Genomic DNA, 20,907 nt, shown 5'->3' on the forward strand with positions numbered 1-20,907 from the left:
GGTAGGCGATGCCCGAGTTTCACCAGGCGGTGTACGTCATCTCGGTGGCGGCGGAACTGGCCGGAGTGCATCCGCAGACACTGCGCATCTACGAACGCAAGGGCCTGTTGCGCCCTGCGCGAACCGGCGGAGGAAGCCGTCGATACAGCGAAGCTGATATCGAGGACCTCCGCCGCATCCAACAACTCACCAGCGAGGGACTGAACCTCGCCGGGGTCACGAAGGTGCTCGAACTCGAGCGGCGTATCGCCCATCTCGAGCGGGAACTGAAGCGGACCACCGAGGACGCGGCGACGGCGCTCGACGCCATCGCGCGTCAACGTCGATCCGAGCTCGTTCCCATTCCGTCGGCCGCCGTCGTGCTCTATGACCAAACCCGCAGGAGGCGGTAACCATGGCATTCGATCCGAACACCTGGACTCTCAAGACCCAAGAAGCCGTGAACGCGGCGGTCGAACGCGCCAGCGCGGCGAACAACCCGGAGGTCACTCCCGAGCACCTTCTCGCAGCGTTGCTGTCTCAGGACGACGGCATTGTGTTGCCGATCGTGCGCAAGATCGGGCTGAACCCGCTGTCGTTGCGCAACGGCGTCGACGAACGCCTCGCCAAATTGCCGACGGCATACGGTACCGACACCCGGGTGTCGAAGGCGCTGACCTCGCTCATCGAGTCCGGCGACGCCGAACGCGTCGACCTTGGCGATGATTACCTGTCGACCGAACACCTGCTGTTGTCGTTCGTGCGCGCCGACGAGTCCAAGCCCGACGCCGACAAGTTGCTGGGTGGGACGAATCGCGAGCAGGTGCTTGCGGCGTTGGCGGAAGTTCGAGGCAGCCATCGGGTGACGTCGCAGAACCCCGAGGATCAGTACCAGTCGCTCGAGAAGTACGGCCGCGACCTGACCGATGCGGCCCGGCGCGGCAAGCTCGACCCGGTGATCGGGCGCGACGACGAGATTCGGCGCGTGGTTCAGGTGTTGAGCCGCCGAACCAAGAACAACCCGGTGCTCATCGGAGAGCCAGGGGTGGGCAAGACCGCCGTCGTCGAAGGGCTCGCTCAACGCATCGTGGAAGGCGACGTGCCCGAGACGCTGCGCAACAAGCGTCTCATCGCTCTCGACCTGGCGTCGATGGTCGCCGGAGCGAAGTACCGCGGCGAATTCGAGGAACGGCTCAAAGCCGTCCTCAAGGAGATCACCGACTCCGATGGGGAGATCATCACGTTCATCGACGAGATGCACACCGTCGTCGGCGCTGGTGGCGGCTCCGAGGGTGCCATGGACGCCGGCAACATGCTGAAGCCGATGCTGGCCCGCGGCGAGCTTCGCATGGTGGGTGCCACCACGCTCGACGAGTTCCGCAAGTACATCGAGAAAGATCCGGCGCTCGAGCGTCGTTTCCAACAGGTGTACGTGGGCGAACCGACCGTGGAGGACTCCATCGCCATCCTGCGCGGCCTCAAGGAGCGCTACGAGGTGCATCACGGTGTGCGGATCGCCGATTCGGCGCTCGTGGCGGCCGCCATGTTGTCGGATCGCTACCTCACCGGCCGGTTCCTGCCGGACAAGGCGATCGACCTGATGGACGAGGCGGCGAGCTCGCTGCGTATCGAGATCGATTCGGTTCCGACCGAAATCGACGTGGTCGAGCGACGGATTCGCGGCCTCGACATGGAGCGCGTCGCGCTGTCGAAGGAGACCGATGCTGCCTCGACCGAGCGGTTGTTGGCGATCGACAAGGAACTCGCTGACCTGCGCGAGCAGGCCGACGCGATGCGGGCGCACTGGCAGTCGGAAAAGGACGCCATCGCCGTGATCCAGGAACTGAAGGAACGTCAGGAACACCTCAAGGCAGAGGCCGACCGCTGCGAACGCGAGGGCGACCTGAGCCGCGCCTCGGAGCTGCGTTACGGGCATCTGCCGATCCTCGATCGCGAGGTGGAGGCGGCGTCGGAGCAGCTCGCGGCACTTCAGACCGACAAGCAGATGCTGAAAGAGGAGGTCGACGAAAGCGACATCGCCAAGGTGGTCGGACGCTGGACCGGCATCCCGGTGTCGCGACTTGTCGAAGGAGAGATGGGCAAATTGTTGCGGCTCGAAGAGGTGCTGCACGAACGGGTCGTCGGCCAGGACGAGGCGGTCGAGGTCGTGTCGAACGCGATCCGGCGAAGCCGTGCGGGTCTGTCGGATCCCCACCGTCCCATCGGTTCGTTCCTGTTCCTCGGCCCGACCGGTGTGGGCAAGACCGAACTCGCTCGAACGCTCGCTGATTTCCTGTTCGATGACGAGCGGGCGATGATCCGCATCGACATGAGCGAGTACATGGACAAACACACCGTGTCTCGGCTCATCGGGGCCCCTCCCGGCTACGTCGGCTACGACGAGGGCGGCCAGCTGACCGAAGCCGTGCGGCGTCGGCCCTATGCCGTGGTGCTGCTCGATGAGGTCGAAAAGGCGCACCCGGACGTGTTCAACGTGCTGCTGCAGCTGCTCGACGACGGGCGTCTGACCGATGGGCAGGGTCGCACGGTCGACTTCTCGAACGTGATCTTGATCATGACGTCGAATCTCCCGGGAGATCCGATCGACTTCTTCCGGCCGGAGTTCATCAACCGTCTCGACGACATCGTTCGGTTCCGTCCCCTTGCACAATCGGATCTGACCCACATCGTCGATATTCAGCTGGCCCATCTCCAGCAGCGTCTCGCCGATCGTCGCATCACGCTCACCGTGAGCGATGCCGCGAAGCAGCGGTTGTCCGAGCAGGGCTACGACCCGCAGTTCGGCGCCCGTCCGCTCAAGCGGCTCATCCAGCGTGAGATCGGTGACCGGCTCGCCGTTGCGTTGCTCGACGGCACCGTGACGGAGAACTCAACCGTGGTGGTCGACCTCGTCGACGACGAGTACGCCATCACGGCCTGAGCGAGGCGGCCGGTCGAGGTCGAGATCGTCAGCGAAACGAGGAGGTCGGGGCGCCATTGTTCGTCGCGACCTCCCGCGTTTCGAGGCGGGGTTGAGCAGCGTCGGCGCGGTGTTGTTCAACCCACAGCTCCAGCCCGCGAGGCTCGAGCGCACGCGAGAAGTAGAAGCCCTGGGCGTAGTCACACCCGATGTCGCTCAGGATCGCCAGCTGTTCCTCGGTCTCGATGCCTTCGGCGACGACGTGCATGCGGAGGCTCTGGGCGAGTTCCACGGTGGCGCGCACGATGATCTCGGCGGTCGGCTCCGTTCCGAGCGGTGTGATGAAGCTCCGATCGATCTTGAGTTCTGTCGCCGGAAGGTTGGCGAGGTAGGACAGCGATGACTGCCCGGTTCCGAAGTCGTCGATGGATATGCCGATGCCGAGCTGTCGGATGCGCTCCATCACCGCGACCGCCCGGCGTGAATCGGAGATGACGGCGGACTCGGTGAGTTCGGCGACGAGCAGTTCGGGCGGGAGCCGGTGGTGGGCGAGGAGTTCGGAGTACAGGTCGACGATCGACTCATTGGTGAGGTTGTAGGCGCTGAGGTTCATCGAAACACGGCGTGGAGTGCCTGCGGCGTACCAGATGGCCGCCTGCTCGACGGCGCTGGACACGACGAATCGGGTCAGCTGATGAATCAACCCGGTGTGCTCGGCCAGGCTGATGAACGAGTCGGGCGGCACGAACGAGCCATCGGGTTGGGGCCAGCGCACGAGGGCTTCGACCGACTCCACGACGCCTGAACGAATGTGAACCTGAGGCTGATAGTGCAGAACCAGTTCGCCGTGATCGATCGCGGCGCGAAGTCGGCTCGCCATCGCCAAGCGTTCGGGGTTGTAGTGGTCGCGTTCGTTGCTGTAGCACTCGATGACCGTTCGGCCCTCTTTGGCGAGGTACATCGCGACGTCGGCCTGGCGCAGCATGGTGCCGGCATCGAGTCGGCGTCCCCCGTCGGGGCCTCGCGGATCCACCGGCAGCGAGATGCCCACGCTGGCGGCGATGTCGATGGCGACATCGCCGATGGCGAATGATCGGTGGAGATTGTTCGCTATGTTGCGCGCCGCGACGAACGCATCGTCGGTGAGGGCGCCGGTATCGCACCGGCTGCCTCGTCGCACGATCACGGCGAATTCGTCGCCGCCGAGGCGCGCCGCCATTTCGCCGTCTTCGAGCAGGGAACTCAGACGTGCCGCGACTTCGATCAGCACCAGGTCGCCGTTCTCGTGGCCGAGGGTGTCGTTGACCTCCTTGAACCGGTCGAGGTCCAACAGGATCACGGCGACGTCGTCGCCACGGCCGAGCATCTCGTCGAGGGTGTGTAGTAGCAGCGATCGGTTCGGAAGGTCGGTGAGCGAATCGTGGGAGGCGAGGTAGTCGGACTCCTGCACCTGCAGCCGGAGTCTCTCGACGAGATCGACGTTCTGCAGCGACAGGTTGGCGTGCACACCAACGGTGCCCAACATGTCGGCATCTTCTCGATCGAATGGCCGAACCTCGGTGCTGCGGTCGGCGATGACGAGCACCAGGCGAGTCGAATCTTGGCGGGTCAACTCGACGGCCACGATCTCCTCGTGACCGGAGTCGTTCAGGGCTTTCGCGAACGCGCTCGGAGTCGTTTCGTCCTCGACGGTGAAGATCTGGGGCTCAATCGGAGCGAGGTCGAGCAGAAGCCGATCGAGTTGCGTTGACGGTGTCTGCACAAGCTGCCGGTCGCGAATCTCGAACCGGGTCACCTCACCGAACCGCTCGAGGGTGATCCACGCCGTCTCGGCGTGAAGGGTCTCGGCGGCTTGATACAGCAATTCCTCGAAAACGGTACCGTCGTTGACCGCCGAGGAGATGCCGATCGCGAAGTTGTTCAGCCGATTCATTCCCCGATAGCGGGTGCTGATGCGGGTGTATTCGCGAGCCAGCAGGTACATCGTGACCCCGATGACGAGCACCAGTGCCGCAGCAGCGCTGTTGAGGCGCAGCAGTGTCACGAACACCACTGCCAGCGTGACGTCGGCGACGATGCCGATGAGGGTGAGAACGAGGTCGGTTCCGCTCGGGGTGATGAGCCTGCCGAGAAAGCTGCTCATGACCGCGATCGTGACGAATCCCCCGGCCGCCTCCGCCAGCACGAATCCGCCCAGGAGCACGAACCACGAGAGTACGCCGCTGTTCTCTGGCCCGATCCAAAGCCAGAACACGGTGGCGGCGACGACGGTGTCGAGGCCGACGATCGCGAGGTTCACCACCAGCTTCATCAGCGGTTGATTCTCGACGACGCGATAGGTCAACCCGGCGACCGCGAGTTGGATGGCTAACAGGGTCAGTGGCGAGAGAAAACTCAACCCGACGAGCATCGGGATGGCAAGAAACATGAACCGGTGGTTCTCGTGGCGGAACTCGAAGTCGATGTTCACGTTGTTGAACACCGCCGACAGCCCGGTCACCAGCAGGATGATCAGTGCGCTATCCGGCCCCTGAAATTGGGTGAGCCACATGATCATCGGCGTCAACGCGGCGATGACGAGCGCGGTCACGAACAGAACCCGGGAACGTCCCTGGTCCATGTCGTGGGTCGCTTCAGTTGCCGATGCAGTTGCGGCCATAGCACAAAACCTCATGCCTTCTATCGGCACGCTGGCCTATGAGGTGAGCAATTTTCCACCCGCCCGAAGAGGTGAGGTTGCCCGTGAGCCGGGAGCCCTACTCGGAGGTCGCGACCTCGATGCGGTCCTGCTTCCACTCTCGGGCGGCCCCGAGGGCGGCCGTGGACTGCTCAAGCAGTTCCTCCGAGGAGAAGGCATGGGCCGGATAGCACGCCACCCCGGCCCACATCGTGTGGTGGCCGTAGCGGGTGGTGAGGTTTCGACGAATACGCTCGACGGTCCACACCGCTCCGTTTTCCGGGGTGTCCTCGAGGATGATCGCGTAGCGGCCGTCGGTCATCCGGCACGCGGTGTCGGCGTCCCGCAGGGTCTGACGGATAGCGCCGGTCACCTTCTGAGGATCGGCTTCCTCCCCGAACTGCGGATCGTCGCCTTCGAGTACTTCGACGATCGCCACGGCCACGGGACGCAGGTGACGACGAGCGGACGCAATCCGAGCATCGAGCGCGACGCGGAAGTAGGCCTCACTGAACAGGTTGGTCTCGGGGTCGGCGAGCAACTTCGTGTCCGACAGGTCTCGCGGATCGTTCACAAGCGGCGTCGCGGTGTCGTCGAACTTGCGGTTGAACGAACCGGCGCTGTCGGTGGAGAACTCCGCGAGGGGTGGTTGTGCATCAACGCGTTTGGTGCGTTCGTCGGCGAGTTCCACCTGCAGCCGCTCGACCTCGGCCCGAAGCCGGTTCGTCTCATCCGACGCGGTGATCGCCTTGGCCTGGAGGGCCTCGTTGTTGGCGGTCTCGCTGAAGCCGACGACACCGGCGGCGAGCGCAGCGAGCCCGGCGACGATGCCCAGCCAGGACGCGTCGGCCAGCATGGCGGTGGCGCCGGTGATCAGGCCGAGGCCGCCCAAGATGATTGCAGTCAGTCGTCGCACAGGATTGTCGCTCCAGTTACCGTTTCAGCAGGTGACCGGACATCGGCGCCATGGTGGCTTCGGTGTCGTCGGTCAGAGAATGTCTCGACGCGTCTGTGTCGGAACTCAATAATTAATTTCCTCACTTCTCATCGGCATCCGATAGCGATCCGTGAGATCTCGGTGAGGAGTTCCGAGTCGATGTCGCTGCCGTCGTCGGCGGCGATCGCAAGCGGTGAGATGCGCTCTTTCAGGCCCTCGACGATGCACTCGATCGTAGAGCCCGGAAGCCCGAGATCGGTGAATTGTCCCGCGATCGTGGCGTAGATGTCGCGTTCGTCAGGGTTCTGCTCGCAGTCGGTGGGGGTGAACGCAACCGGATCGGTGAGGAACGCTACGAGTTGGGCGGACACACACGGCTGCGACAGAGCAACACCATGTCCGGTCCCGCTGTAGGTGATGCGTTTCGGCGTTCCGAGCGCGTCGGCCATCTGGGACATCCAAGCGTAGGGTGTCGCCGGATCGCCGACGGACCCGATGACCAGGACGCGTTCGGCCGCCGTCGACGTGGTGATCTCGGTGGCCGCACCGGTCGGCAGGATCGTGCAGCTGGCGGACGGCTCAGCGTCGTCGGGTAGCAGCAGGGTGGGGGTCGATTCCGCGATCTGCTCGGCCTCCTGGGAGCTCAAGGGCGCCTCGGCATCAGCGCAGCTGACGAGCGTTTGGACTTCGAACCCGTTTCCGTAGGTGCCGTCGGGCTGACGTGAATGCTGCAGGCCGGCGAGGCGCAACAGAAAGGCGGCGGCGCGTTCGCGTTCGGCGCCGCTGGCGTCGAGCGCGACGATCGCCTCGGCGAGCGGCTGGGACATCGCCGGGTCATACATTGCGGTGATCAGGGCGGTTTCGAACATCGAACCGTCGAGTTGTTCCAGCCCGTTCTCGCCTTCGACCTCGATCGGGGTGACTTCGAGTCGTTCGGCCTGTGACCGGGCCGCACTCGCTGCGTCCGGCTGAAGCGCGCACTCGGGATCGGCGTCACACCACCGGTAGAACTGAGCGAGACTCTCGGCGAGGCTGGCCGCCTGGCCACCAGCGAGCGCTGCGAGCGATCGGTCGGGGGTCACCGGGGAGTCCAAGATGATGGCGCGGACACGGTCGGGGTGCCGGCTGGCGTACAGCGCTCCGATGCGTGTCCCGTAGCTGATGCCCATGAAGTTCAGCTGGTCCTCGCCGAGCGCCTCGCGTATGAGGTCGAGGTCCTCGATGACCGCGTCGGTGCCGATGTTCGCGTACAGGGCGGCGTCGTCGGCCTCGCAACCCTGTGCAACGGCGGTTTCGAATTCCAGGGCCATCTCCGGAGTGTCGGCGACCTCGTCGGAGGAGCGGGAGATCCACTCCTCGCGTTGGTCGGGGGTGAGACACTCGAGCGGACTCGATGCTCCGAGCCCGCGAGGGTCAAAGGACACGAGGTCGAAACGTTCCGCGATGTCGGGGCTGATGAGCGCTGCGCTCGAGGCGAGGAACTCCAGGCCGGAGCCGCCGGGTCCGCCGGGGTTGAACACCAGCGACCCGATTCGTTCGCTGGGTTTGGTTGCGGGAACCCGCGCGAGCGCGAGCGTGATCGTCGCCCCGTCGGGTTCCTCATGGTCGACGGGGACCTCCATCGAGGCGCATTTCATGCCCTTGGCGGCCGCTTGATTCAACACGAGTGACTCGACCGCGATGGTGTCGCCGTCGCAGCGCGACCAGTCGAGGGCCCCGGTTTCGTCCGGTGTCGAAGCGCCCGTATCTCCGGAGTCCCCCTGTGGCGAGATCGAGCCGGACTTGCCCGAGGTGCAACCGGATACGGCGACGATGGCGGCGATGCTGAGCGCGGCGATTCGGCGCACCCCTCGAGATCTCGATGACATGGCGTCGACCGTATCGGTCCGCGCCGACTGAAGCGGGGCACCGACCTCAATCGTGCTGTGCGTCGTCACATGAGCGCGGCGTTGGTGGCCGACACCGCACGACGTGGGCAGTACCTACGTCTCGTCGCGATGGCGGAGCGCGAGATCGGCGATCGCGGTCATCAGCTCGGCGAGTTCGTAGTCCTTCGGGGAAAACACTGCAGCGATCCCGTCGGCGAGCAGCTTCGGCCGGTCGTCGGTGGGGATGATGCCGCCGGCCACCACCGGACAGGTGACGCCTTCGGCGCGAAGGAGGCGCACGACCTCGGGAAGCAACTCCATGTGGGATCCCGACAGAATCGACAGGCCGACGATGTCGACGTCCTCGTCCCGTGCGGCCGCGGCGATCTGTTCCGGTGTCAGGCGGATGCCCTGGTAGATGACCTCCATCCCGGCATCGCGGGCTGCGACGGCGACCTGCTCGGCACCGTTGCTGTGGCCGTCAAGGCCGGGTTTGGCGACGAGAATGCGCGGCGGCCCGCCCGCTACGGTCTTGAGACGCTCGGCCAGTTGCGCCATGGCCGGAATCGTCGAAGCGGTGCCGGTGGCAGCGGCAACTCCGGTCGGCGCCCGAAACTCGCCGAAGACTTCGCGCAGACACCCTGCCCACTCACCGGTGGTACCTCCGGCATGGGCCAACGCAATCGTGGCGTCCATGATGTTTTCGTCGCTTCGAGCAACGCGCTCGAGCTCATCGAGAGCGGCTTCGACCGCGCCGTTGTCTCGCTGCTTACGCCACTGCTGAAGTTCGTCGATGGCCGCCTGCTCCACCGCAGGGTCGACCTTCATGATGTTGTCTTCGCCGCCGAGCGGTGACGGCTCGGTTTCGGTGAAACTGTTGAGCCCGACAACGGTTTGTTCGCCCGACTCGATTCGGCGCATGCGTTCGGTATGGCTGCGAACCAGACGGCCCTTCATCTCGTCGATGGCCTCGAACGCTCCGCCGAGTTCGAGGATCTCGTCCAGTTCCGCCTGAGCGGATTCGATCAACTCATTGGTCCGGGCCTCGACGACCTTGGACCCCTCGAAGATGTCCCCGTACTCCAGCAGGTCGGTTTCGTACGCGAGCACCTGCATGATGCGAAGCGACCATTGTTGATCCCAGGGGCGGGGAAGGCCCAAGGCTTCGTTCCAGGCCGGAAGCTGCAATGACCGGGCGCGTGCCGACTTCGACAACGTCACCCCCAGGGCCTCCAACACGATGCGCTGGATGTTGTTTTCCGGTTGGGCTTCGGTAAGTCCGAGGCTGTTGACCTGCACGCCGTAGCGGAAACGACGCGCCTTGGGGTCGGTGATGCCGTAGCGCTCCTCGGTGAGGCGGTCCCACATCTGGGTGAAGGCCCGCATCTTGCAGGTTTCCTCGATGAAGCGGATTCCGGCATTGACGAAGAACGACACCGACGCCACGACCTCGGACATGGCATCGGGCGAAACCTGGCCCGAATCGCGCACCGCGTCGAGCACGCCGATGGCGCAGGCAAGGGAATAGGCGATCTCCTGGGTGGGCGTCGCACCGGCCTCTTGAAGGTGATACGAGCACACGTTCATGGGGTTCCAGTGGGGGATGTTGCGGTTGCAGTACGCAAACATGTCCACGATCAACCGGCGCGATGCCTCGGGCGGGAAGATGTACGTGCCTCGGGACAGGTACTCCTTGACGATGTCGTTCTGGGTGGTTCCGCGAAGCACCTTGGAATCGACACCGTGGTCCTCGGCGTTGGCGACGTACAACCCGAGCAGCCAGGCGGCCGTGGCGTTGATCGTCATCGAGGTGTTCATCTCGCCCTGAGGGATGCCGTCGAGCAGCGTGCGCATGTGGCCGAGATGCGAAACCGGAACGCCGACCTTGCCGACCTCGCCGCGGGCCATCACGTGGTCGGAGTCATATCCGGTCTGAGTCGGGAGGTCGAACGCGATCGACAGCCCGGTCTGACCCTTTGCGAGGTTGGTGCGGTACAGCTCGTTGGAGGCCTTCGCCGTGCTGTGCCCTGAATAGGTGCGCATCAACCAGGGGCGATCCTTTGGCCGGGCCTGATCGGTGTGCGCGGTTCCGCTCGGTGTGTCACCCATGTCGACATTGTCCAACATCGATCGGTGTCGCGGCGAATGGTGTCGGTAGACGTGAGCGATCGCTCATGTGGGGCAACCGTCTGCAGCGGTGCGAATTACAGCTCCGGGGCGGAGCGAGGGTCACGTTGCGCCAGCACCTGGAAAGCACTGGTGGCGATGCGTTTGGAGGGAGAGATGTGTCCCCCACTCCATAGCCCCGGCTGTTTGTCCAGTGGGGGCGAATCCACTGGCACAATGTGTATCGACGTCTCAGCGGAGACCTTGAGTAGAAAGTTCCGATTTCGTGGTTTCGGCCTCATTCCTGGCTCAGGACGACCTCACGCTCTTCCTGGGTGACGACCTGATTCCGTGGCTGATGCTCGCGGTGGGCGCGGCGCTCGCCGTCGCGAACGTCGCGGCCTATGTGCGGCCCCCGTTGGTCGATCCGAAAGATCCGGATTCCCCGCGCCGCCCACCCGCCCCGCTGGCACGGGTCGTGCCCTTTGCCGTCGTCGGGGTGGTGTTGGCGCTCTGGGCGCTGGCGACCTTGCTGAGTTGACGGATTCGCTCTGGGGTCAGCCGGCGAATGCCATGACGGTGACCGGCTCGTAGAAATCTTCCATCTTCGGTGAGATGAGCCGCTCGGGAGCCCGTTGGGAGGCGAGGGTCTCGACCACGGCGCCACATTGGCCTTCGAGCGTGAGGAAGCCGTCGCCGAACACGGCAAACAGCGGTCGGCCCTGGGCCAGTTCCAACACCGCGGCCCCGAACGCTGCCGGGTCGTTGTTGGCGTTGCGCTCGGCGTAGTCGACCCAGTCCACGAAGTGCGGATCACCGAAATCGGGGTAGCGCACGACGTCGAATTGGTTCTCGTCGAGTTGGCGCGACATCGACGGCCCGAGTTGATCGGGACACACGACGACGACCCCGCGATCGGATCGGGAGCGGATCGCATCCGCGGCGACGCCGACCTGGGAGCGGTCCTGGCGGTTGGACAGGAACACCCCGGCAACGCTCAGGAGCGCGACCGCGATCAACACAGCGTCTCGCGCCCGACCGTTGGCGAAGCGATTGATTCCGAGCGCGGCGAGGAGGATGACGAACGGGAGGTACACCGACGCGTACCGCGGCGCGAACGCCATGCCGTTGACGAGCGCGACCGCGCTGGCGATCACCACGGTGCCGCACAAGAGCACCAGCGGTACCAGCGCGTCGGAGTTGATCGCCGTGCGCAACTCGATGGCGTTGGCCGAAACGCTTCGCCCGGTGATGGCGATCAGGAGGATGCAAACGAGCACGAAGCTGCCAAGCTGCGCCTCGCTGTACGCGCCACCGGTGAACTCGACCAGCGACGTCACGACCAGGTTGGTGATTCGAAACGACGGCGCCCACGGGGTGCCGGTGTGTGCGCTCTGGTAGAGCATCGTCGGGAGCCACGGGACAAACGCGAGGCCGCCAACGCACATCGCCACAGCCGTCATCCAGGCGCCGCGTGCGTTCGACGGGTTGCCGTTGCGGTGGCTGCGTACGGCGACCCACACGACGAGGAGCCCGGCGGTGGCGATCAGCCACAACGACCAGTACTGCGTCCACAGCCCGGCTGCGGTGGCGACAGCGACCGCGACGAGCCGCAGTGGCCTGGGTGTCTCGAGGGCCGCGCTGACAGCGATGAAGCCGGCGAAGGCGATCAGGGTCAACAGTGAGTACATGCGGGCTTCGCTGCCGTATCGGAACGCGTAGGGCGACAAGGCCAACAAGAGCATCGCGGTGACGCCGACGCGCCGTCCGCCGAGGCGACGTCCAGCGAGGTAGGCGAGGGGAAGTGTGGCGATCGAGATGACCGTCGACAGCGAACGAACCGCGGCATCGCTGTCTCCGAACACCGACATCCAGCCGTGAAGGAGGACGTAGTACAGGGGCGGATGGCCGTCGTGGCGGAGTGCGTCGGCGATGTCTCCGAGCGGGAGCTTCGCGATGTTGACGCTGAGTGCCTCGTCCAGCCACATCGGCGTGTCGACGAAAAACCGTCCGAGGACGAGTGCGGCCGCCGTCAACGCCAGCACGGCGGTGACGATCGGGTGGGCGAACTGTGCGATGGTGTCGCGTACAGGGCGGGGCGTGCTCGCGGCGGAGTCGTCAGGAGCGGGAGACTCCGTGGTGTTGGGTGTGGTCATGGTGGGCGATCGTCTGTGGTCGGCGAAGCGGCTCGCGTGCCGGTGTCGGTGCGCGGCGTGGGGCGCGCTGAACGATAGTGCCCGGCGCGTCCGCTGCCGAAGTGCCCGGGGGCGAGGGTCAGTGAACCGACACGGCGGTGACCAACTCGTCGACCCAGCACCTCTGGGCGATGGCGTCGGTGAGCTGCAACAAGTCTTCGATCGCCTCCTCGGCGGCCCACGGCATGATGACGGTCGAGGCGCCGAGCTGAGGGTCGTGTTCGACGCGCAGTTGTACGTCGCGAAGTGCTTCGCGAGCGTCGGGGTCGTTTGCGATGGCGTCTCGGGCCATCGCCCTTGCGGAGTCCATGACCGCGTCCGCGTGCAACGTTGTGGCGAACGCGGAGATGCGCCGCTGGTCGGAGGGATTCACGACGGCGACCGACACGCCGTTGGTGGTGACCCGGTGGCCACCGAGGCGGATCGCTGCGAGGTCGCCGATCCAGCCGAGGTCCCGCACGATGTCATGATTCGAGACCATTCGGGCCACGAGCGAGCGGAACTCACACGGCGTCATGTCGGGGCTGAGCGACCGGTCGTGACTGATCACGAGTGCCTGGCCGTGGCGCGGTGCCAGCTCCAGTCCGACGTGGGGGATCGCGTGCGTGAGCGTCGCTGCGAGCCGGAGCCGTTCGATGAGGTACGTCAGTTCGTCGCCAAGCATGCACAACAGTATGCGTTAGGGCACCCTAACGTGCAAGCTCCTGCTGGTTACTCGTCGCGCGATGTCGTGGTGGTAATCCCTGTCAGGGTGTCGGTGGAGACTCTCGCCGTCCGTCGCTGTGCAGCGCGAAGCGCGCCTCGTCACGGGGATGCGCCGGGTCGTCGGTCGGCCACGGCCACCCTCCGAATTGAGTGCGTTGGTAGTCGTCGAAGGCCTGTTGTATCTGCGCCTTGGTGTTCATCACGAACGGCCCGTAGCGCGCCACCGGTTCGCCGATCGGGCGGCCCTGCAGGACGAGAATCTCGACCGGGCCCGTCGCCGCTTCGATCTTGAGCGGCGCGCTGGCATCGACGAGGACGCCGCGGGATGCCTCGATGTCGCGCCCGGCGATCCGCGCCCCCGCCCCGTGAAAGACATACAGGGTGCGAACGGTCTCATCGCTTTGCGCCGGCGGGAGATCGAGCGACGCGTGCTCGTCGAGCACGAGGTGCCAAATGGCGACATCGGCCTCGGGGCGAGCGGCCCACGAGTTGGGCGGTGGGGCCTTCGGCGTCGCATCACCGAACGGTCCGGCGACGACGGTCACCGTCGCGCTCGCGCCGTGTTCGTTCACGATCGACACCTTGGGCGTGTCCTCTCCCCAGAACATGGTGAAGTAGGGGTCGACCATCTTGTCGTCCGCTGGGAGGTTCAACCAGATCTGGAACAGTTCGGTCGGGTTGCGTCGGTCCTGTTCGATCAGCGGAAACATCTCGCTGTGCACGACGCCGCGACCGGCGGTCATCCACTGTGTGTCGCCCTTGCCGAACCTCGCTGCCGCGCCCATCGAGTCGTGATGGTCGATGTGTCCGGTGCGTACGTAGGTGACTGTTTCAAATCCGCGGTGCGGGTGTTGCGGGAACCCCGGAACCGCGCTGCCGTGGTACATCGACCAGCCGTTGAGACCGGTGAAATCGGAGCCGATCGGTCGCCCGGCAGTCGACTCGACGGGAGCGAGGCGGTCGTCACCCGCGGGGAAGTCGTCGAGGTGGTGAGCGGTGAAGAGGAACGGGTCGATCGTGGGCCACTGCTGTGCAAGTTCGACCACTTGGAGAATCGGATCGGTCGTCGTTGAGCCGCCGGTGGTGGAATTCTGCTCGTGTGCCATGCCATACCCAACAGCTCCGAGACCCCCGGTATTCCGGCGGTCCGGGGCCTGCGGGCCGGGTCGGGCCGACCGTCGAGACGGCCGAGTGTGGCACCACAGCCAGCTTCGCCTGAGTTTGTGACGGGCGCGGCGACGTGTAGTGTTAGGCCCGCCTTATTCGGGCCGGACCGACCTGCAGCGGACGGGCGCCGAGGCGACAAACCTTCCGAAGTCCCGAACCCGCCGAGGAGCGAGTCACCGCGATGTCGTCCACTGCGTCGAAATCCGATCTGGCGTCGGCCACCTCCGCTCGTGTGAGCGTCACCGCGGTGTTCGGAGTGCTGATCGCCATCGTGGTTCTCGGCACGATCTACTCGGCCGGGCGCGGTCAGTTGCCGATCAGCCCCGGCGAGGTGGTCGGATCGATTCTGCGCAAGGTCGGGATCAGCGGCGGTGCGGAGATGACCCACCCCAACGGTGACGTGACGCTGTGGAACGTTCGCTTTCCACGAATTGCGATGGCGTTGCTGGTGGGCGCCGCCCTCGCGGTGGCGGGTGCGGTGATGCAGGGAATCTTCGGCAATCCGCTCGCTGAACCATCGGTGATCGGCGTGTCGTCAGGGGCGGCGGTCGGAGCCTGTGCGGCCATCGTGTGGAAGGTCGCATGGTTCGGTGCGTACACGACGCCGGTCTTCGCGTTCGTCACGAGCCTCATCACGACGTTCGCGGTCTACGCCATGTCGCGACGCGATGGGAAGGCTGAGGTGGTCACGATCGTGTTGATGGGGATCGCCGTCAACGCCTTGGCCTCGGGTCTGGTGGGCTGGTTTGTGTTCATGGGCGATACCGCGGCCCGCGAGCAGATCGTGTTCTGGCAACTCGGAAGCCTCAACGGCAGCAGGTGGCAACAGGTGTGGGCGGTCGCACCGCTGATCGGCATCGGATTGATCGGCTCGGTGCTCATCGCCCGTCAACTCGACCTGCTCGCGCTCGGTGAACGGTCGGCCCGTCACCTCGGGGTCAACGTCGAACGGCTTCGCCTCATCGCCATCGTGTTGTCCTCGCTGCTCGTCGGTCCGGCGGTGGCGTTCTCGGGCATCATCGGGTTCGTCGGGCTGATCGTGGCTCACCTGATCCGCATGCTCATCGGGCCGGCGCATCGACGTCTGATCCCCGCGGCCGCCCTTGGTGGTGCCAGCGTGTTGTTGATCGCCGACGTGATCGCCCGAACCGCCAAGGACTACGCAGATCTCCCCATCGGCATGCTCACTGCGGTGGTTGGCGGCCCGACGTTCTTCTTCCTCATCCGCAAGACACGCAAGCACGCGGGCGGCTGGGCATGACGCGCATGATTTTCGGCGCCACGCCGAGGGTCCCGTCGCCGGTCGAACTCGGCGATGTCGTGTTGTCAGCGAAGGACCTCAGCGTCACGATCGCGGGCAACACGATCCTCGACAAGGTGTCCCTCGAGGTCCGATCCGGTGAGATCGTCGCGCTCGTGGGCCCCAACGGGGCCGGCAAGTCGACGCTGCTCGCAGCGATCACCGGTGATCGCGACTGCGACAGCGGCACGGTCGAGATCGGCAACGCGCCGGCATCGGAGTGGACCCAACTCGAGTTGGCCATGCGTCGCAGCGTGCTGTTGCAGCGCATCGAGATGTCGTTTCCGTTCGCGGTCGCCGAGGTCATTCGGATGGGACGCGAGCCGTGGCGCAACACCGACCTTGAAGACGAGGACGACGAGGCGATGGCTTGGGCGGTCGAGGCGACCGACGTCGGCCACCTGCTCGATCGGTCGTTCACAACGTTGTCGGGTGGCGAGCAGGCGAGAGCTGCGCTGGCCAGAACACTTTCGCAGCGCACAGCGCTGTTGATGCTCGACGAGCCGACCGCTGCGCTCGACATCGCCCACCAGGAACAGGTGTTGCGGGTCGCCCGTGAGCGGGCCCGACTCGGCGATGCGGTGGTGGTGGTGCTGCATGATCTGGCGCTTGCCGCGTCGTACTCGGACCGTGTGGTGATCTTGTCCGAGGGACGCGTGGTGGCCAGCGGATCGCCGATCGACGTGATGACCGATGAGTTGTTGAGCTCGGTGTATGGCTGTCGTATCGAAACCATGGCTCATCCCCGCACCGGCGCACTGTTGATCTTCCCGGTGCGCGACGACGTCGATTCGTTCGCTCAGGGCTGAGGGCGCGGCAACACTGTTCCGATGTCGTTCAGTGCGATCGTCGTCGGCGGAGGACCGGGTGGGCTCATGGCCGCCGAACACCTGGCAGCCGCCGGCGGATCGGTGCGGCTGTTCGAGCGGACGCCGTCGGTCGGCCGCAAGCTGTTGCTCGCCGGTCGATCAGGGCTCAACCTGACCCATTCGGAACCGACCGACGAGTTGCTTGCCCGTTACGGAGCGGCAACCGGCCGGCTGTCGGAAGCGATTCGTCGTTTCGACGCCGACGCGTTGCGTGAGTGGGCGCGAGGCCTGGGGGAGACGACCTTTGTGGGGTCGAGCGGCCGTGTGTTTCCCGAGGCGATGCGAGCCAACGGATTGCTGAAGGCGTGGATCGCCCGACTCGATTCCCTCGGTGTGGAGATCGTCGTCGGTCATCGTTGGATCGGCTGGGGCGACGATGGGGTGTTGCGCTTCGAGACAAGCGACGGTGACGTGGTCGAGGCGGGCGCGGACATCGTGGTGTTGGCGCTCGGCGGTGCGAGTTGGCCGAGCGTGGGTTCGGATGGCCGGTGGGTCGAAGCGGTCAGCGAGGCCGGCATCGCAGTCGCGCCACTACGTGCAGCGAACAGCGGCTTCGAGGTGGCATGGACTCCTCAGTTTCTGAACAAGCACGAAGGCGAGCCCATCAAGAACGTCGCCGTGACCTGCGGTGATGTGTCGTCCCGAGGGGAGGCGGTCATCACCGAGTCCGGGGTCGAAGGCGGGGTGATCTATGCGGTCGGAGCGGTGCTGCGCGACGTGGCGGAGGCGAACGGTTCGGCGACCGCAATGATGAACTTGCACCCCGACCTGTCGCGTGAGCGTCTCATCGAGCGGTTGGCGCGGCGGCGAGCCAAGGACACGCTGAGCACGACGCTGAAGCGCAGTGGCCTCGAGCCGGTGAAGGCGGCGCTGGTGAACGAGGTGCTGCGTGCTCCCGGGCAGCTCGGTGGGAGAGATGCTCCGGGGGCGAGTGATGTCGAGGCACTTGCGGACCTGGTGATGGCATTGCCGTTGCGGGTGCTGGGCCCGACGCCGATCGACCGTGCGATCAGCACCGCCGGCGGCATCTCGTTCGACGAGCTCGACGAGCGTTTCATGATTCGTCGGTTCCCCGGAACCTTCGCTGTCGGCGAGATGCTCGATTGGGAGGCCCCGACCGGGGGCTACCTCTTGCAGGCGACGTTCGCGACGGCGGTCGCCGCGGCGAACGGTGCGCTCGACTGGCTGAGCGAACGCTGAGCGAGCGCTGAGCAGGTGGTGTTGTCGACGCGCCCTTGGTCGGTTCAGTCGTGGGCCGCGTTCAGTCGTGGATCGCGGCGACCACGCCGGCGATGAACCCGGCGGTGTCCCATCCGTCGCTTGGAGCGATGGTGCCCTTGCCAGGGATGAACCCGTTCGGTGGGTACACGGCGAACAGGTTCGGATCCGCCACGGCGGGGCCCGGATCCTTCACGTAGGTCCCGTTGCGGACGACGACGAGGTCGAGGCTTGGGATAGCGAAGATGTACTGGCCGTCGAAACCGCGGGCCATGAACATGTCGTCGGGAACTCCCGGGTAGTCCTCGAGCCACCATTGGTACCCGTACTGATCCGGAGACGTCGGGGCGCCGGTGAGCGATTCCTCCACCCAGCTTGCCGGTACGAGTTGGGTTCCGTCCCAGTTGCCGTCGTTGAGATAGAGCCAGCCGAACCTGGCGAAGTCGCGGCTCGTGGTGTCGACGCAGCAGTAGGTGAGCGTGTGGCCGGCGGCGTCCTGCCACCAGTCGGCTTTGGAGAACTGCATCGGGTCGAACAGCTTCTCGCGGGCGTAGTCGTCCGCCGACATGCCGGTCGATTGGGCGATCACCTCGCCGAGGAGGAGCGACACGCCGCTCGAATAGTTGAACACCGTGCCCGGTTCGGCTTCCTTCGGTAGTGCTGCGGCATACGCGAGCTGGTCGGCGTGACTGGTCACCAAGGCGATGATGTCGGAGGGGCCGTTGCTGGGGTTGTAATCCTCGTTCCACTGCAAGCCGGTCGACATTTGCAGGACATGACGAAGGGTGATGTCGCCGAGCCCGCGTGCCTCCCAGTCTGGGAACCAGGTCGTCATGGGGGTATCGACGCTCGAGATCTTGCCCTCGTCGACGGCGATGCCCACGAGCGCACTTGCGAAGCTTTTGGCCACCGACCAGCTCGCTGCCCACGAATCGGCTGCGGCGCCGTCGGCGTAGCGTTCGGTGACGATCTTGCCGTGGCGAACGACCACCACCCCCTGGGTGTTGGCGGTTGGGATGAGCGCTGCGTCGAGCGCGTGTTCGAGCGCCTCGGCGTCGAACCCTTCCGTCTCGGGGGAGGAGAGTTCCCAGTCGGCGCCCGGAAAAATGACCTCGTCCGGCGAATCGGCATCGTTGGTGTCGGAATCCGCACCGGCGTTCCCCGTGGGCGCCGACGTCACCGACTCGACGATCGTCGAGTCGGCATCCTGGTTGTCGGCTGAGGTATCGCCCGGGTCGCTGCGGCACGCGGAGAGCGGGGCGATGGCGAGCAGGAACGCAAGCACAGCGCGTTGGGTCCGGCGCGTCGTGGTCCGGGGTGTGATCGACATGGCAGGAGTTTGGCAGGACCCGATTCTCCGGGCGCGGAAAACGACGGCGTCGACTTCGCATCGTCGACCTATCGTTGCGATTGGTGTTTGAGCATTCGATTGAAATCGCCGCCTCGCCCGCGGCCGTGTTCGCTGTCTGGACCGACGTGACGCGTTGGCCGGAATGGACCCGTTCGGTGACCTCGATTGAGATGGTCGGCGACCTGCCATTGCAGATTGGCGCGAAGGTCCGGATTCGCCAGCCACGACTCGGCACGACCACTTGGACGATCAGCGAATTCGAACCCGATCAGGCGTTCACGTGGGTCAGCTCGGCTCCCGGGCTGGCCGGCCAGGCCACCCATCGCGTCCAACAGACCCCGACGGGCACTCGGGCCACGATGAGCGTCGATCACACCGGGTTCCTGGCACCCATCGCTCGAGCGCTCACCGCCGGTATCACGCGCCGGTACCTGACCTATGAGGCCGAGGGGTTGAAGGCCCGCGCCGAGTCCGGTGAGTGACCGCGCCGTCACCGACATCGAACCGATCGGTGTTGCAGGGGCGTTCGGCGACTGCCGTGTAGGTAGGCTGCGGCGGTGGGTGACATCATCGAACTGACACACGACGACCTGGTGAACATCGAGCTGCTCAAGCGCTTGAAATACCGGTATCTACGGTGTCTCGACCTGAAGATGTGGGACGACCTCGCCGAGTGTTTCACCAGCGACGCCACCGCGAGCTACGGGGGCGGGGCGTACCAGTTCGACGGGCGTGATGCGATCATGGAGTTTCTTCGGACGTCGATGGGGAGCGAGTCGATGCTCACGAGCCATCGGTGCCATCACCCCGAGATCGACCTGGTCGACGCGGACTCGGCGACCGGAACGTGGGCGCTTGACGACGTGGTGATCCTGTCGGACTTCGGCCTGACGATCCAGGGTTCGGCGTTCTACGAGGACCGCTACGTTCGGGTCGACGGTCGATGGCTGATCGCTCACACCGGCTACAGGCGTATCTACGAAGAGATGTATCCACGCGAATCGGTGGACGGGCTCCGATTGACGGCGTCGTGGTGGGGGACCGACGGACGCTCCGAGTTGCAGGCGTAGTCGCCTGCAACGCCTCCACTAATCGGGCTGCTTTGACCGATCGCGTTCCGAGGCGCTCGGTTGGCTAGCCGCCGTTGCCGGGGGCGCCCGGAGGCGGGCCGGGCTGGGTGATGCCACACTCGTCGGATTCGAACACCGCGATCTCGTCGGCGGCGGCCGAAGCGTCCGGGTCGGCGAACACCGCGTCAAGGTCACCCTCGGCAGCCTCGAACGCTGCGACGAACGCGCCGACCGCCTCAGCGATACCAACGGGCGCTGCCTCTGCGTACGCGGCGAGTTGCTCGCTGGTCGGAGTGACTCCGACCAGCTCGGTGGCGACGGCGCAGAAGGCTTCGAGGTCGTCGGCGGGAGCGGTCGCGTCGGCGGCCGTGGTCGTCGGCGCTGTGTCGGCAGCGTTTTCGGTGTCGTTGCTGCACGCGGCGAGCGAGCCGACGCACAGCGTGGCGATCAATGCCGCCTGTGAGATGTGGCGGATACGGGTGGACAACATGGGTTCCTCCAAATGCGGGCGGGCCCGACGGCTTCGGGTCCCGCTGCTCTGTCGC

Annotated in this window: 17 protein-coding genes; 8 read left to right on the top strand and 9 right to left on the bottom strand. The window is 65.5% G+C overall.

Annotated features, from left to right (window positions below):
- Positions 1 to 8: 8 nt before the first annotated feature.
- Together M9952_02240 and M9952_02245 are read left to right on the top strand one after the other, a co-directional pair.
- Complete coding sequence (locus tag M9952_02240; GenBank protein MCO5311741.1) at positions 9 to 392, top strand: helix-turn-helix transcriptional regulator; 384 nt, start codon at positions 9 to 11, stop codon at positions 390 to 392.
- Between the two features lie 2 nt (positions 393 to 394).
- Positions 395 to 2,920: an AAA family ATPase gene (locus M9952_02245; GenBank protein MCO5311742.1), complete on the top strand. Its 2,526-nt coding sequence runs from the start codon at positions 395 to 397 to the stop codon at positions 2,918 to 2,920.
- Between the two features lie 28 nt (positions 2,921 to 2,948).
- Here M9952_02245 and M9952_02250 read toward each other — a convergent pair whose 3' ends face one another.
- The 4 genes from M9952_02250 to M9952_02265 all read right to left on the bottom strand — a co-directional run bounded on the left by M9952_02250 (position 2,949) and on the right by M9952_02265 (position 10,490).
- Positions 2,949 to 5,558 carry an EAL domain-containing protein gene (locus tag M9952_02250; protein MCO5311743.1) on the bottom strand — a complete coding sequence of 870 codons (2,610 nt, stop codon included), beginning with the start codon at positions 5,556 to 5,558 and terminating at the stop codon, positions 2,949 to 2,951.
- Between the two features lie 97 nt (positions 5,559 to 5,655).
- The gene (locus M9952_02255; GenBank protein MCO5311744.1) at positions 5,656 to 6,492 is read right to left on the bottom strand and encodes a diguanylate cyclase; all 837 of its coding nucleotides are present in this window, start codon (positions 6,490 to 6,492) and stop codon (positions 5,656 to 5,658) included.
- Positions 6,493 to 6,620: 128 nt separating this feature from the next.
- The gene (locus M9952_02260) at positions 6,621 to 8,381 is read right to left on the bottom strand and encodes an alpha/beta hydrolase (GenBank protein ID MCO5311745.1); all 1,761 of its coding nucleotides are present in this window, start codon (positions 8,379 to 8,381) and stop codon (positions 6,621 to 6,623) included.
- A gap of 114 nt (positions 8,382 to 8,495) precedes the next feature.
- Positions 8,496 to 10,490: a protein meaA gene (locus M9952_02265; protein ID MCO5311746.1), complete on the bottom strand. Its 1,995-nt coding sequence runs from the start codon at positions 10,488 to 10,490 to the stop codon at positions 8,496 to 8,498.
- A gap of 283 nt (positions 10,491 to 10,773) precedes the next feature.
- On the opposite strand from M9952_02265, the gene M9952_02270 reads away from it, so the two are divergent.
- Positions 10,774 to 11,028 carry a hypothetical protein gene (locus tag M9952_02270; protein MCO5311747.1) on the top strand — a complete coding sequence of 85 codons (255 nt, stop codon included), beginning with the start codon at positions 10,774 to 10,776 and terminating at the stop codon, positions 11,026 to 11,028.
- Positions 11,029 to 11,044: 16 nt separating this feature from the next.
- Here M9952_02270 and M9952_02275 read toward each other — a convergent pair whose 3' ends face one another.
- The 3 genes from M9952_02275 to M9952_02285 form a co-directional block, all read right to left on the bottom strand.
- A complete protein-coding gene (locus tag M9952_02275; GenBank protein MCO5311748.1) occupies positions 11,045 to 12,643 on the bottom strand; it encodes a glycosyltransferase family 39 protein in 1,599 nt (532 codons plus the stop codon).
- 118 nt (positions 12,644 to 12,761) lie between these two features.
- Positions 12,762 to 13,346 carry a hypothetical protein gene (locus tag M9952_02280; protein ID MCO5311749.1) on the bottom strand — a complete coding sequence of 195 codons (585 nt, stop codon included), beginning with the start codon at positions 13,344 to 13,346 and terminating at the stop codon, positions 12,762 to 12,764.
- An 82-nt stretch (positions 13,347 to 13,428) separates the two neighbouring features.
- Positions 13,429 to 14,493, bottom strand: coding sequence for a pirin family protein (locus M9952_02285; protein MCO5311750.1), 1,065 nt, complete (start codon positions 14,491 to 14,493; stop codon positions 13,429 to 13,431).
- Positions 14,494 to 14,735: 242 nt separating this feature from the next.
- On the opposite strand from M9952_02285, the gene M9952_02290 reads away from it, so the two are divergent.
- The 3 genes from M9952_02290 to M9952_02300 are packed head-to-tail and all read left to right on the top strand — an operon-like array spanning position 14,736 to position 17,923.
- Positions 14,736 to 15,815 carry an iron ABC transporter permease gene (locus tag M9952_02290; GenBank protein MCO5311751.1) on the top strand — a complete coding sequence of 360 codons (1,080 nt, stop codon included), beginning with the start codon at positions 14,736 to 14,738 and terminating at the stop codon, positions 15,813 to 15,815.
- Positions 15,812 to 16,663, top strand: coding sequence for a heme ABC transporter ATP-binding protein (locus M9952_02295; protein MCO5311752.1), 852 nt, complete (start codon positions 15,812 to 15,814; stop codon positions 16,661 to 16,663). The genes M9952_02290 and M9952_02295 overlap by 4 nt, the downstream gene beginning before the upstream one ends.
- Positions 16,664 to 16,684: 21 nt before the next feature.
- Positions 16,685 to 17,923: a TIGR03862 family flavoprotein gene (locus tag M9952_02300; GenBank protein MCO5311753.1), complete on the top strand. Its 1,239-nt coding sequence runs from the start codon at positions 16,685 to 16,687 to the stop codon at positions 17,921 to 17,923.
- A gap of 61 nt (positions 17,924 to 17,984) precedes the next feature.
- On the opposite strand, the gene M9952_02305 is transcribed toward M9952_02300, so the two are convergent.
- Positions 17,985 to 19,271 (bottom strand): beta-lactamase family protein, encoded by a 1,287-nt coding sequence (locus M9952_02305; protein ID MCO5311754.1) that lies wholly within the window; start codon positions 19,269 to 19,271, stop codon positions 17,985 to 17,987.
- Positions 19,272 to 19,354: 83 nt separating this feature from the next.
- Between M9952_02305 and M9952_02310 the strand changes: the two genes are divergently transcribed.
- Positions 19,355 to 19,774, top strand: coding sequence for an SRPBCC family protein (locus M9952_02310; GenBank protein MCO5311755.1), 420 nt, complete (start codon positions 19,355 to 19,357; stop codon positions 19,772 to 19,774).
- 75 nt (positions 19,775 to 19,849) lie between these two features.
- Entirely contained in the window at positions 19,850 to 20,362 is a 513-nt protein-coding gene (locus M9952_02315) for a nuclear transport factor 2 family protein (protein ID MCO5311756.1), read from the top strand.
- A gap of 64 nt (positions 20,363 to 20,426) precedes the next feature.
- On the opposite strand, the gene M9952_02320 is transcribed toward M9952_02315, so the two are convergent.
- Complete coding sequence (locus M9952_02320; protein ID MCO5311757.1) at positions 20,427 to 20,852, bottom strand: hypothetical protein; 426 nt, start codon at positions 20,850 to 20,852, stop codon at positions 20,427 to 20,429.
- Positions 20,853 to 20,907: the final 55 nt, after the last annotated feature.

It is taken from the genome of Microthrixaceae bacterium (assembly GCA_023957975.1).
Taxonomy (GTDB): domain Bacteria; phylum Actinomycetota; class Acidimicrobiia; order Acidimicrobiales; family Microtrichaceae; genus JAMLGM01.

Coding starts and splice junctions, on each gene's coding strand:
- M9952_02290 (MCO5311751.1), top strand. CDS start 14,736: ATGTCGTCCACTGCGTCGAAATCCGATCTGGCGTCGGCCACCTCCGCT.
- M9952_02295 (MCO5311752.1), top strand. CDS start 15,812: ATGACGCGCATGATTTTCGGCGCCACGCCGAGGGTCCCGTCGCCGGTC.
- M9952_02300 (MCO5311753.1), top strand. CDS start 16,685: ATGTCGTTCAGTGCGATCGTCGTCGGCGGAGGACCGGGTGGGCTCATG.
- M9952_02280 (MCO5311749.1), bottom strand. CDS start 13,346: ATGCTTGGCGACGAACTGACGTACCTCATCGAACGGCTCCGGCTCGCA.
- M9952_02260 (MCO5311745.1), bottom strand. CDS start 8,381: ATGTCATCGAGATCTCGAGGGGTGCGCCGAATCGCCGCGCTCAGCATC.
- M9952_02265 (MCO5311746.1), bottom strand. CDS start 10,490: ATGGGTGACACACCGAGCGGAACCGCGCACACCGATCAGGCCCGGCCA.
- M9952_02245 (MCO5311742.1), top strand. CDS start 395: ATGGCATTCGATCCGAACACCTGGACTCTCAAGACCCAAGAAGCCGTG.
- M9952_02275 (MCO5311748.1), bottom strand. CDS start 12,643: ATGACCACACCCAACACCACGGAGTCTCCCGCTCCTGACGACTCCGCC.
- M9952_02305 (MCO5311754.1), bottom strand. CDS start 19,271: ATGTCGATCACACCCCGGACCACGACGCGCCGGACCCAACGCGCTGTG.
- M9952_02240 (MCO5311741.1), top strand. CDS start 9: ATGCCCGAGTTTCACCAGGCGGTGTACGTCATCTCGGTGGCGGCGGAA.
- M9952_02285 (MCO5311750.1), bottom strand. CDS start 14,493: ATGGCACACGAGCAGAATTCCACCACCGGCGGCTCAACGACGACCGAT.
- M9952_02320 (MCO5311757.1), bottom strand. CDS start 20,852: ATGTTGTCCACCCGTATCCGCCACATCTCACAGGCGGCATTGATCGCC.
- M9952_02250 (MCO5311743.1), bottom strand. CDS start 5,558: ATGGCCGCAACTGCATCGGCAACTGAAGCGACCCACGACATGGACCAG.